Source organism: Sphingobacterium psychroaquaticum (assembly GCF_004421025.1).
In the GTDB taxonomy this organism is placed as follows: domain Bacteria; phylum Bacteroidota; class Bacteroidia; order Sphingobacteriales; family Sphingobacteriaceae; genus Sphingobacterium; species Sphingobacterium psychroaquaticum.
Genome location: NZ_CP038029.1, coordinates 3,026,439 through 3,040,065 on the forward strand (window position 1 = coordinate 3,026,439; position 13,627 = coordinate 3,040,065).

General features: G+C 42.5%; 9 protein-coding genes. 7 read left to right on the forward strand and 2 right to left on the reverse strand.

Features of this window, described 5'->3' with window-relative positions:
- Positions 1–13: 13 nt before the first annotated feature.
- Positions 14–1,282: a Gfo/Idh/MocA family oxidoreductase gene (locus E2P86_RS12725; protein ID WP_085471285.1), complete on the reverse strand. Its 1,269-nt coding sequence runs from the start codon at positions 1,280–1,282 to the stop codon at positions 14–16.
- 259 nt (positions 1,283–1,541) lie between these two features.
- Here E2P86_RS12725 and E2P86_RS12730 point away from each other — a divergent pair, with 259 nt between their 5' ends.
- The gene (locus tag E2P86_RS12730) at positions 1,542–2,783 is read left to right on the forward strand and encodes an ROK family transcriptional regulator (protein ID WP_134433425.1); all 1,242 of its coding nucleotides are present in this window, start codon (positions 1,542–1,544) and stop codon (positions 2,781–2,783) included.
- Between the two features lie 9 nt (positions 2,784–2,792).
- Here the strand turns inward: E2P86_RS12730 and E2P86_RS12735 are convergent, their stop codons facing one another.
- A complete protein-coding gene (locus tag E2P86_RS12735) occupies positions 2,793–3,551 on the reverse strand; it encodes a DeoR/GlpR family DNA-binding transcription regulator (RefSeq protein WP_134433426.1) in 759 nt (252 codons plus the stop codon).
- Positions 3,552–3,675: 124 nt separating this feature from the next.
- Between E2P86_RS12735 and E2P86_RS12740 the strand changes: the two genes are divergently transcribed.
- From E2P86_RS12740 to E2P86_RS12765, 6 genes are all read left to right on the forward strand, one after another.
- The gene (locus E2P86_RS12740) at positions 3,676–5,241 is read left to right on the forward strand and encodes a glycerol-3-phosphate dehydrogenase/oxidase (RefSeq protein ID WP_134433427.1); all 1,566 of its coding nucleotides are present in this window, start codon (positions 3,676–3,678) and stop codon (positions 5,239–5,241) included.
- 33 nt (positions 5,242–5,274) lie between these two features.
- Positions 5,275–6,768, forward strand: a complete 1,494-nt coding sequence (gene glpK / locus E2P86_RS12745) for a glycerol kinase GlpK (RefSeq protein WP_085471281.1) — start codon at positions 5,275–5,277, stop codon at positions 6,766–6,768.
- Between the two features lie 22 nt (positions 6,769–6,790).
- The gene (locus tag E2P86_RS12750; RefSeq protein ID WP_085471280.1) at positions 6,791–7,516 is read left to right on the forward strand and encodes an MIP/aquaporin family protein; all 726 of its coding nucleotides are present in this window, start codon (positions 6,791–6,793) and stop codon (positions 7,514–7,516) included.
- Positions 7,517–7,590: 74 nt separating this feature from the next.
- Positions 7,591–10,836: a SusC/RagA family TonB-linked outer membrane protein gene (locus E2P86_RS12755; RefSeq protein ID WP_085471279.1), complete on the forward strand. Its 3,246-nt coding sequence runs from the start codon at positions 7,591–7,593 to the stop codon at positions 10,834–10,836.
- Positions 10,837–10,848: 12 nt separating this feature from the next.
- A complete protein-coding gene (locus E2P86_RS12760; RefSeq protein WP_134433428.1) occupies positions 10,849–12,342 on the forward strand; it encodes a SusD/RagB family nutrient-binding outer membrane lipoprotein in 1,494 nt (497 codons plus the stop codon).
- Positions 12,343–12,351: 9 nt separating this feature from the next.
- Positions 12,352–13,611 carry a DUF5689 domain-containing protein gene (locus E2P86_RS12765; RefSeq protein WP_085471277.1) on the forward strand — a complete coding sequence of 420 codons (1,260 nt, stop codon included), beginning with the start codon at positions 12,352–12,354 and terminating at the stop codon, positions 13,609–13,611.
- Positions 13,612–13,627 lie beyond the last annotated feature (16 nt).

Consider the following 13,627-nt stretch of genomic DNA (forward strand, 5'->3'; position numbering starts at 1 on the left):
TCAGGTAGGTCGGTTAAATAGTCCAAGGTCCACGCATCGGTTGATTAATCAAGCGGTTTGCTCCTTCATCGTTCACAAACTCTTGCTTTTGCGAATCAAAATGCAACGTTCGGTTCAAACGAAGAGCCGCCAATCCTAAGTTGACTAAGGTTGCTGAATAGTAACCATTCTGCTCATTAAGCGCAAACTTTTGACGCGTTCTACAGGCCTCCACAAAATCAGTCATCTGTGGTGCTGGATCTGGATACTGCGCTAATTTGCGTTCCATGTCTGGGATATCACAAACAAAGCCTTTATACAGTTTACCTTTTGGCCCTTCAATATACGCTTGACCTTCTTCGGTTCCTGCTCCATCAAGAATAATCTGACAACCATCGGCATACGTATATGTAATTTTACGCCAGGTGCCAACCGCATCGGAATGCTGCTGTGGTGCATCGACCTCAATCTTGATCGGACTCTCTTCATCCTTACCTAAGAAATACTGAACGGGATCCAAATAATGTTGTCCCATATCCCCTAAACCACCACCATCATAATCCCAATATCCTCTAAAAGTCGTGTGAACACGGTGTGTGCTATACGGTTTATATTGCGCCGGACCTAACCACATATCGTAATCCAACTCTTTAGGCACTTGCTCTGTAGGTAAATTTTCTTTACCAACCCAATAGAATTTCCAGTCAAAACCCGTATGCTTACTGATGGTAACTTTTAACGGCCAACCTAACATACCTGTATCGACTAATTTTTTCACCTTCTTTACAGGTACATTCAAACCGTAGAAGTTTGCATCGAAACGAAACCACGTATTCAAGCGGAAGATATTGCCATGCTGAGCAACAGCTTCTTTCACTTTCTTACCCTCTCCAATAGTTCGGGTCATCGGTTTCTCACACCAAATATCCTTACCTGAACGGGCTGCTTCAACAGCCATAAGTCCATGCCAGTGTGGAGGTGTCGCGATATGCACAATATCGACTTCTGGGTTTTGAATCAACTCACGGAAATCGTGATGTTCTTTCACGCCACCACCCAGGGCTTTTTGAGCAAGCGCTAAGTGTCGGGTATCCACATCACAGATGGCAACGGTTTTAGTTCCAGCATAGCCAAAATGACCACGTCCCATAGAGCCTACACCAATCACCCCTTTGGTTAAATGGTCACTTGGCGCCAAAAAGCCTTGCCCGCCCAAGACATGTCTTGGAACAATCGTAAAAGCTGCAGCACCAATCAATGACTTTTTGATAAAATCACGTCTTGAAGTGTTTTTTTCTTTCATTATGGATTAGTTAGTTTAGTTGAAGTTTCTAATTTAATATAAATTATATTGAATGTCTATACTGTCAGATAATTGTTGCGAAGAACACCCTGCCGACAGTCGTATCATAACCTAGATTTTGAATGCTATATTCCTTTCAAAATCGAACTAAAGTTAGAATAAGTTTTTAAGAAATAAAAAAACTTTAGCAAAAATTTCATAAAAGTAATTTATTATTTTCCCTATCTTAGGACGTTGTTAAAACCACACTAATCATTTTATGACATTAATCAGCAAGATTTTTTCGGAGAATCCATCATTTACGTCCAAGCAAAGAAAAAATGCCTTAGTTAAACTAAAGGTTCTGAAGACTATTTTCGAAAATTATGCGATAACGATAAATGAAGTTGCTACGAAAGTAAACTTAAGCTTACCTACACTTAATCTGATTATGTCGGAGCTCATCCAAGAAGGACTACTAGAGCAAAAGAGCAAAGGTGAATCAATCGGTGGCCGTAAACCTAACCTGTACCAAATAAAAAACAGGATATTGAATATCCTCAGCATAGAAATTGAACGCTTCACAGTTCGTCTCATCGTATTGGATAATAATAATGAGATCGTTCACGAAGGAAAAACATACACCAATAATCTCGCGAAAGATGCAGACAAGATAGATAACCTAATCGAGATCATTCGTCAGTATGCCGTAGAAAGCAAACTAGATTGGCTTACTATTATGGGGATCGGAATTTTAATGCCTGGACTTATCAATACCGAAACGGGCGAGAACCTCACCTTTTATTACGCCCCAAACTTTAACTTACGCCAACACATAAAAGAAACCTTTCAAAAGGATGTCTATATTCTAAATGATGTAAAAGCGGCCGCAATAAGTGAACTAAATTACGGTGCCGCCATTGGCAAGAAAAATGTACTGATCATTCAAATGGATTGGGGTATTGGTCTCGGTATTATTATTAATGGAGAAGTGTATATGGGGAACGACGGTTTCTCTGGCGAAGTGGGGCACATGGTTTTTGTAGAAGATGGCCAACTCTGCTACTGCGGCAAACGGGGGTGTCTGGAGACTGTAGCTTCAGGAGTGGCTTTAGTAAACAGAGCAAAAGAAGATATTGCTGAAAAAATACCGACGACACTAACACAATTACCAGAAAAAGAGGCTCTCCTTCCGAAAGACATAATTGAAGCGGCAAATCTGGGGGATCAATACGCCATTGATCTACTTAACATACTGGGCAAAAATCTAGGCAAGGCAATTTCTCATCTCATCCAACTATTCAATCCACAAATGATTGTTATGAGTGGCAAATTTGCAGATGCAGGTACATTTATCACTCTTCCTATTCAATTAGGTATTCAAACCTATACGATGAACGCACTAAAAAATAGTTGTGAGCTCCGGGTATCAACGTTGGGTGAAAATGGTCCAGTCAATGGTATCGTGCTCTACTCGATCACCCGATACTTAGACAGCCTAATCGTTAAAATGGAAAAATAGATCCCTGAATTAGCAAATCCGATATTCAATCCCCAATGAATCAAACAACTGTTGGTATTTAAGTGGGATACTATCACTAATGATCATATCTATTTTAGCAAGGCCGGCAATCTTACCCAGACTCTTCCGATCAAACTTAGAAGAGTCTGCCAACACAATAACCTTATGTGCCGACTCCATCATCCGTCGGTTGAGCAGCGCTTCGTGTACATTAGTCGTCGTAATGCCGAAGTCCAGATCAATGCCATCCACCCCTAAAAAGAGTTTCGAACAAAAAAAATCACCTAATAGATCTTCTGCGTATCGGCCGGTTATGGAAGACGATGTTTTCCGCACCGGCCCACCCAACTGGATGATATCTACATTATCATGCTTTATCAGTTCTAGCGTTACATTAATAGCCGAAGTAATTACCGTCAACCGATCCTGAGGAGCAATTTCCTGTGCAAAATACTGCATCGTTGTTCCCGATGCAATAATAATAGAGTCATTGGGCTCCACCAACTTTGCGGCCTCTGCCCCTATCTTTCGTTTTAAATCGGCAAACAAACTCGCCTTTTCGTTAATCGAACGATCCTTCTGATACGGATTAACATTGGTTGCACCACCGTGCGTACGAAACACAATGCCTGCATCTTCCAAAAACTGCAAGTCCTTTCGTATCGTAACCGACGAAACCTTTAGAGTCTCACAAAGATCAACCACGGAAACATGACCATTTTTTTCAATCTCCTTAATGATGTATTGGTGCCTTTCAACATTATTCATATGTCCAAGATAGGAAATCGTAAGCACTTGCAAATCCAAAAGTTAAAAAATTTCACAAATCTTCGTTTATTTACGCTTTTTATTATCTTTACCATATAATCACCATAAAACGAAAGAAACGGAAATGAATTTCAAAAGAACCGAAGCATTAAAACAGGTCAAAACAGCTGACCAATGGGATATCGCAATTATTGGTGGCGGCGCTACCGGACTAGGAATTGCGGTTGATGCAGCGTCTAGAGGATACAAAACATTGCTGATCGAAAAATATGACTTTGCAAAGGGAACCTCCAGCAAGAGCACAAAACTCGTACATGGTGGTGTTCGCTACTTGGCTAATGGCGATGTAAAACTTGTTTATTCTGCACTAAAAGAGCGCGGCTTGTTATTTAAAAACGCCCCGCATGTTTCTTTCGTACAGAGCTTTGTCATTCCCTCCTATTCTTTTTTCGGAAAGATGAAATTCCTTATCGGTTTAAAGATGTACGATTGGATGGCCGGCAGTCTACGGATCGGTAAATCTTCGCTCCTTAATAAAAGAGAAGTAATTGAAAAACTTCCCAAGATAAAAACGAAAGGCTTAATTGGCGGGATTCAATATTTCGACGGTCAGTTTGATGACGCTAGATTGGCTATCAACCTGGCGCAAACAGCGGCAGAACATGGTGCAACGGTTCTGAACTATACGGATGTTACCGCCATCACAAAAGATGATGCAGGAAAGGTGAATGGTTTAGTATTTACAGACCAACAGACCCAGGAAGTGTACACCATTAAATCGAAAGCTGTTATCAACGCGACCGGAATATTTGTAGATGACATTCTGAAGCTCGATACCGCAACACATAAAAACCTAGTACGACCGAGCCAAGGGGCGCACATTGTCGTAGATAAAAAATTCCTCGGAAATATTGATGCCCTCATGATTCCAGAGACAAGCGATGGTCGCGTACTTTTTGGTGTGCCATGGCATGATAAAGTATTGCTTGGAACAACCGATACCCCGCTCAATGAGCATCAAATCGAGCCGCGTCCTTTGGAGGAGGAAATTACCTTTATTTTGAACACCGCAAATGCATATTTAGAGCATGCACCAACACGTCAGGATGTGTTGAGCATCTTTGCGGGACTTAGACCGCTTGCAGCGCCTACAAACAGCGATAGTAACAGTACAAAAGAAATATCGCGTGACCATAAGCTCATTAAAAGTCCGTCCAACTTAGTAACCATAACAGGTGGTAAATGGACAACTTACCGTAAAATGGGTGAAGAAACCGTTGATTTTGCCATTGCCACAACCGGACTGGAAAATAAAGCCTGTAAGACCCTACATCTACCGATTCATGGATCAACAACGAACAAACAGTCTGGTCACTGGCAGGTGTATGGCAGCGATATGGATGCGATCACGAAATTAATGACCGATACACCAGCGCTTGCCGAAAAAATACACGAAAAATACGACTTTAGAATGGCAGAAGTAGTATGGGCCTGTGAGCATGAAATGGTTGTCAAACTAGAAGATTTCTTGGCACGTCGTATTCGTTTCTTACTATTGGATGCGCAAGCTTCACTGGAGGCCGCTCCAAAAGTTGCTAAACTAATGGCTGAACAACTAAATAAAAATGAAGACTGGGTTATCCAAGAGCTGGAAGACTACCGTAGTCTCGTAAAAAATTATACCTTATAAAAACAAATAACCATTTAAACCATATATGATATAATGAAGGAGTTTATTTTAGCACTAGACCAAGGAACGACCAGTTCACGGGCCATTTTGTTTGATAAGCAAGGGGGTATCGAAAATGTTGCGCAAAAAGAATTCACACAATTCTTCCCGCAATCGGGATGGGTAGAGCATGATGCACAAGAAATCTGGTCCACCCAATTGGCGGTCTTGACAGAGGTTATTGCGAAAGCAAATATTAAGCTGGAAGCGATCAAGGCCATTGGTATTACCAACCAACGCGAAACAACTATTGTTTGGAATAGAAAGACAGGCTTACCTATATACAACGCAATCGTATGGCAAGATCGCCGTACCGCAGATTATTGTAAAGCCATCGCCGAACGTGGATTAGAACGCTTAATACAGGAGAAAACAGGATTACTTATCGATGCATATTTCTCTGCCTCAAAAATTAACTGGATCCTGAATCATGTACCTGATGCAAGACAGCTCGCCGAACAAGGGGATCTTGCTTTTGGTACTGTAGACTCTTGGTTAGTTTATAACCTGACAAATGGAGCGAAACATATTACCGATGTTTCTAATGCATCGCGCACACTCCTATTTAACATCAATACGTTGACGTGGGACCAGGAATTACTGGATATCTTCGAAATTCCAGCCTCTATGCTACCTACTGTTTGCGCAAGTTCCGAAATCTATGGGGAAACCAGCACGGAGCTTAGCAGCAAGGCCATTCCAATTGCAGGTATTGCGGGCGATCAGCAAGCTGCTCTTTTCGGACAGTTATGTACACAGGAAGGCATGGTCAAAAACACCTACGGTACCGGTTGTTTCTTATTAATGAATATCGGCCAAAAACCCGTTATATCGACCAATAAATTAGTAACTACCGTTGCCTGGAAAATAGGCAACGAAGTAAGTTATGCGCTGGAGGGAAGCATTTTTATTGGTGGAGCAGTGGTACAATGGTTACGTGATGAACTTGGCATTATTAAAAAATCCGAAGACATTGAACCACTGGCTATGCGCGTGAGCGACACCAATGGCGTGTATGTTGTCCCTGCTTTCTCGGGCTTAGGCGCTCCGCATTGGAACCCAGAAGCGCGCGGCACAATTGTGGGCTTATCTCGTGGATCTAATGATGCACATATTGCACGGGCAGCTTTGGAAAGTATTGCTTACCAAACACACGACATCTTAAAGGCGATGGAAATGGATGCCAAAGCACCGATCAAGGAACTGCGCGTTGACGGTGGTGCAACACAGAATAATTTCTTGATGCAATTCCAGGCAGAAATACTCCAAACGAAGGTCATCAGACCAGCCGTAACCGAGACAACTGCGCTGGGTGCCGCCTTCTTAGCAGGTCTGGCTGTCGGCTTTTGGAAGGATATTGAGGAGCTTAAAGCACTATGGAAGGAAGACAAAACATTTACACATACCACAGAAAAAAACTATGATGTACAGCTTCGTGAATGGAAACGGGCAACAGATACCGTAAAATTCTGGGCTGACTATAAATAACCAAAACATAAACCTTGTTATTATGACACCATTTTTAGCTGAACTTATTGGTACAGCCGCCATGATACTTCTGGGCGGAGGCGTTGTCGCCAATGTTGTTCTAAAAGATACGAAAGGAAACAACGGCGGTTGGATTGTAATCTGCACCGCTTGGGCACTCGCTGTCTTTGTCGGCGTAACCATTGCGGGCCCCTATAGCGGAGCACACTTAAATTGCGCCGTAACCCTGGCGAACCTCGCCTTGGGTAAATTGGATGCAGCAACTGCTATGCAATATATGACGGCTCAAATTTTAGGCGCCATGATTGGAGCCTTCCTCGTATGGGCAATCTACAAAGACCATTTTGACCGAACCGATGATGCGGGAGCCAAACATGCGGTTTTCTGCACTTCTCCAGCCATCCGCAATCTTCCTATTAACTTGTTGAGCGAAATAATCGGAACGTTCCTTTTGATCTTTACTATTCTGCATTTCACCGATGCAAAGATTGACAATACGACAACTATAGGCCTAGGGTCTATCGGGGCAATCCCCGTCGCTTTTCTAGTTTGGGTAATCGGTTTATCCTTGGGTGGAACAACGGGCTATGCTATAAATCCTGCACGCGATTTAGGTCCTCGGATAATGCACGCCTTACTTCCAATCAAGAAAAAAGCTGCATTTGATGTTACATATGCATGGGTTCCTATTGTCGGCCCCATACTAGGTGCGCTGATAGCGAGCGCTTTGTACTTAACAATTTATTAATTCATGTATTCTTAACATTAAGTTAATGTGAATTAACAATTTTTGAAACCAATATTTAATTATAAAATAACCCTATGTTAACAAAAAAGCTTAAAAAAGTAAAGCCAGGTCGCGCTATCTCTAGCGCCTTTTGGCTAGCCTTAGCTACAGCTTGTTACTCTGGCAGTCATGTGTATGCACACGTTTCTCAGCCGATCACGAAGGCTCATCCACAACAAAAAGTAAAAATCAAAGGCCGGATTGTAGATCAGGCAACTAAAACAGGATTGAGTGGTGTTTCCATACGTTCGAATGGCGTGAACTTAGGCTCTAGTCAGAATGATGGAACTTTTGAAATAGAAGTAAATAGTGGCGCAACATTAACCTTTCACCTAATTGGTTATGATGCTTCAACATACCAAGCAAGCAACAGTAATGATCGCGTGGTTATCAATCTAAAAGAAAACTCGCAAGGGATCGAAGAGGTTGTGGTAACGGCGTTAGGCATTAAACGGGAACAAAAATCATTGGGATACGCTGTTACAAGTGTATCCGGAGAAGAATTAACCGACGCACAATCGGCAAACTGGACGGATGCATTAAGTGGTAAGGTTGCGGGTCTTAATCTCGTGAAATCAGGCGGTGGTCCTGCAGGAACCAACCAAATCATTCTTCGTGGTGAGAATTCTTTATCGGGCGACAACTCGGCTTTAATCGTGGTTGATGGGGTGATTACCAGTTCCAGCTCAGGCCGTATGACGACCAACGGAAATGGAAACTACCTATCCGATGATTCACCTGTCGATTTTGGAACTGGATTGGCCGATATCAACCCAGAAGATATCGAGAATATATCGGTGCTTAAAGGTCCGGGAGCAACCGCCCTATACGGTGCGCGTGGCGCCAATGGTGCGATTATTATCACCACAAAAAAAGGAAGTAAAAAAAGTGCAGGATTGGGTATTAGTGTAAACTCCAATACATCAATCGGTACGATCAACCGCTGGCCTGATTACCAAAATCAATATGGTGCCGGTGTTGCGGGAGGTGATTTTTACTATTCATACGGGGGATCCGAAGATGGTGCCAGCACCTACTCTACTTCCTCTGCATGGGGACCTAAATTTAACGGACAGATGTATTACCAGTTTAACCCGGAATACTACCGTCTGACAGCGCCTGAGCGTACCCCATGGGTGGCATATGAAAACAATAAAAAGGATTTCTTCGAAACGACAGTAAACAGTTCGAACAATATTTCTTACTCTACGGCAACGGACAAAACGACGACTAGAATTAGTTTGGGAAATACCGTCAACCGATGGATGGTCCCAAATACGGGATTCAACAGAAGCAATCTTGATCTACAACTCGGCTACAGACCAACAGATAAGTTGAGCATGCAGGGTAAGGTAACCTTGACGAACAAAAACTCAGACAACCTACCAACGACTGGATACAACAACGGTACCGTCATGTACTTTATTCGCGGACTAACACCAAACATGAATTTGGATTGGTTCAAGAATCCGTGGATTGAAGAAAATGTAGAACAAAACACACCGATGTCTACGTTGCTTGATAACCCATACTTACAGGCGTATGAAATGTTGAACGACCAGAATAGAAACGGTTTCTTGGGAAATTTCCAGCTAGACTATAAGTTCACCAAAGAATTTAGTTTGATGGGACGTGCTTCCATGGATGTAAGCTATGATGGACGAAGCTCCAGAAGGCCTTTTGATTCTAACAAGTTCGCAAACGGTTATTACCGTACAACGAATGTTTTTGCAAAAGAGACCAATGTGGACTTCTTAGCGCGCTACCGTAATGAACGCAACAAGGATATAAAATGGGGTGCAAACTTTGGGGGAGCACGGATGTCTAATACATATCGTAAATATGATAAGGCAACCAGCAAGCTTTTGGTTCCGGGAGTTTATAACCTAGGAAACACAGCAGAGCCGATCGTATCGCGACCGTACCGTAGCCAATACGCCGTAAACTCTATTTATGGTATGGCCAACCTTGAGTTTAAAGACTATTTATTTTTGGATGTTACCAGTCGCGTCGATTGGTCCAGCACGTTGGCTTCGCCTACATTTGGCGCCGGAAAAGGCTTTATGTACAATTCGTACAACGGAAGTTTAATCCTTTCACAATTACTAACATTACCTAAAGCAATCAACTTCTTCAAAGTACGTGCTTCCTTGGCTAATGTGGGTAGTGGCGGAACAAACCCATACCTAACGGCTTATACGTATCCACTGGTACCGAGCTATGGTGATGGTTTGACCAATCCAGTACAAATTCCAAATGAAGGACTAAAATACGAATCGACTCGTTCCATCGAGTTTGGTACCGACCTTCGTATGTTCAAAAATCGTTTAACATTTGACATTGCGGTTTATCAGAACAATACCTTTGACCAAATTCTCCCGGTGCCAATCGATCCATCAAGTGGATACACTCGAATGGTTATTAATGCTGGTGAAGTCCGTAACAGAGGAGCTGAATTTGCAACATCGTACCAAATCCTGAAAGCTAAGGATAAACTAAACTGGAAAATGTTTGGTAACTTTTCTTACAATGATGGTATTATCATATCACTGCCTGAATCTTCAGAAGAGAATGCGATTATCTTGTCGACTATCTACGGTTCTCGAGGTACTATTGAAGCGCGTGTGGGTGGAAATTATGGCGCAATGTATGGCTATGGCTACAAACGGAACACGGCAGGTGAAATTATCTACAAGGATGGTTTCCCTGAGCTAACGACAGACTTGGTATATCTAGGTCGCTCCACCGCACCTTGGAAAGCAGCATGGGGGAACGAGTTCAAATACAAAAACTGGCGTTTTAACTTCCTGTTCGACGGTCAATTTGGTGGTGTAGGCTACTCCCTTACCCATGCCGTATTAATGGAAGAAGGAAAACTCAACAAAACAGTACCTGGCCGTTACAATGGTCTTGTGGGAAAAGGTGTCGTGGACAATGGCAATGGCACATACAGTCCGAATACAACGCTTGTGAATGCGCGTGATTTCTATTACAGTCACTTCAACAGAGACAATCTGGAGTCTAACACTTTCTCAACGAACTATATTAAACTTCGTGAGTTACGCATTGACTACACCATCAACAAGGATTTTCTACGTGCATTAAAAATCCAACGTGCAACATTAGGTCTATATGGCCGTGACCTTTTGGTATTCACCAAATGGCCAGCCTTTGACCCTGAATTTGGTTCACTAACTGCTGCAGGTATTCAAAAAGGTGCTGAAATAGCACAGTTCCCATCAACAAGGAACTTCGGTTTTAGTTTATCAGCATCATTCTAATCTAGAGAACTCATGAGAAAAAATATAACACTCAAAATAGGTATAGGTGCGCTTGCAGGACTGTTGTTAACGACGAGCTGTACCAAAGATTTTATTGAAAAGAACACCAATCCCAACGAAAACAATTTCGCTAGTCCGGAGTCTTTATTTGCTCCTGCTCTTTTATCTATTGTCAACAACAATTTAAACAGAGGTTTCCGTATCAATGGAGAATTAGCGCAGGTATCCGTAACCAACAGCGATAGCCGTGAAATACACCGCTATGAGATTCGGAACTCGGAGTCAAATAGTTCTTGGCAAAACTGGTATGTACAATTAACGAATATCCGCAACGTATATACCTCGGCAGAGGAGACAAAACAAGAGGGATACGAGACATGGCAAGGTATGTCCTTGATCATCGATGCCTACGTCGGATCTCTTTTGACCGATGTTTACGGAGATGTCCCTTATTCAGAAGCGAACCAAGGACGCGAAGGAGAAGTGTCACCAAAATTTGATCGTCAGCAGGATGTATACAAGCAATTATTCGAAAAACTGGAGAAAGCGAACGAACTGTTGAAACTAAACAAAGTAATTCCGGCTCGTGCATTCAATGATGATCCTATCTATCCGTTCAGCTACTCCAACGGAGGTACGCGGACCAGTGCAGAACATTGGCGTCGTTTCGGAAACTCGTTATACCTACGCCTCCTTCTTCGTACGTCAGGCAAATCCGAGTTAGGAAGTGTTGCTAAGATCAAAGAAATCGTAGAGACTAATAGCGCAAACTATCCGATCTTCGAAAACAATAACGACAACGCAAACTTTAACTTCACGAATGTTGTACCTTTCGTTACAGAATTTTACAATTATCGGGATCTAGATTTCAACGGCGATAAAGGATATAGCGAATTTTTCATTAATACTTTGTTGGATTTGAAAGACAGTCGTATTACCAAATGGGCTACCGAAGCAACATTAGGCGTATATTCAGGTATTCAAAGTGGGTACAAGCAAGGAAATGTTCCTGAACTGGGCTCTCGCATGCTCCTGTCTTTGAAAACAGAAAGACTATTGGGGAATATTATGAATTACAGTGAGCTCCAGTTTATTTTAGCTGAAGCAGCCGCCAAAGGTTATATCACAGGTAACGTAACAGACTTTTACAACCGCGGGATTGCTGCTTCTTTCCAAAGTTGGAAAGCCCCGTTGACGGCAGACTATTTTGCACAGCCTATTGTCAAATTGGCGGCAACGGACAATCTGGACACGAAAATGGAAAAAATACATACACAACGCTATTTCGCGATGTTATTCACCGATTTTCAACAGTGGACAGAAATTCGTCGTACAGGTTACCCTAAACTATTCGTAGGACCCGGCGTGGGCAATGATGGCATCTATCCTACACGTTTGCCTTTCCCGGCTTCAACGATCTCTTACAATAGAACAAACTACTTGAAGGCTGTTGCGAATATGGGTGGTGCAGATGATAGCAAAACCAAAGTTTGGTGGAATAATTAATAGAGCATTATGAAAAGTACTTTTTTAAAATATACAGTATTCGGCACCCTGGCAATCAGCAGCTTTACCTTAGCTGGATGCCTCAAGGATAACGATGAAGAGATCATAGACCACGTAAATACCGAGGCGTCCATCTATGTCCTGCGTAGTAACTATAAAGGATCAGACATCCGTATTTCGGAGTCTACATTAGAAGGCGCTTCCACCGTTGGCGGTGTCGTTATATCAAATCATGAAAACAAGAACCTAACACCCAACACTATTGCTGTTCAAAGCACATGGCGGGGAAAGACGCGCGGTATCCTTGTTCAAGTAGATCAAGCCAGTAAATATACGTTTGGTGACTCGATCTCCATGCAACTTGTTGGCTCCACTTTATCGGGGTCTGAAGGTGCTCTTCGCGTGAAAGATCTAGCGGCGGACAAAATTAGTATCATCTCTAAAGGAAACAATAAAGCATACCTTCCTGTTGCGATCACCAATCTACATGCTAAGCCTGGCGATTTCGAGAGCACGCTTATCAGTATCACGGCAGATGTTGACCCTGAACCTAGTAAGGGGCAGACAATTGCAGGAGAGCATACCTTAGTGGATAGTGAGAACAAAAAAATTGTTTTATCAACAAACAAAGAAGCAACCTTCTCGGAACTTGCGCTATCGCCATCCGCAACATTTCAGGGGATTTTTTACAGCAACCAAGGGCAGCTGGAACTTCGTATGCAGAAAGCAGAAGACCTCACCTTCCCTTCCGGTAAAATCTATGCCGGATGGCCAGAAACATTTGAGGAACCATATCAACAAAAAACAGGATATGCAGCTGCTGTTATCAATTTCCCAACTGGACCATGGAATCTAAATCAGTCCTTACAAGGAAATACAGCTGGACGCGACCGTATTGTATCCGGAAAGCAGTCGATACGTTTCCAACAAAACTTAAGCACATCTGCCTACCTGCAAATGAACTTTGATTTACCAGATGGAGCATCCAAAGTAACCTTGTGGTACGGTGCTTACTATACCGATAGATCTTCGACATTCCAACTGGAATCCTCGATAGATCAAGGTAAAACATGGCAAATCGTGGGTAAACCCATATCAGATGCACACCCTACTTCGCAGAGCTTAGTAGCAAAGCAAGCTATTTTCTTGATGGATATCGATCAACCTGTCCGGTTTAGAATAAACAAACTCGGATTAGGAACAAGCAGTAATACCGTAAACAACGGCCGATTAGGCATGGATGATTTTGCGATTTACAAAAGTTATTAATAGTTTGGGGGCTTTA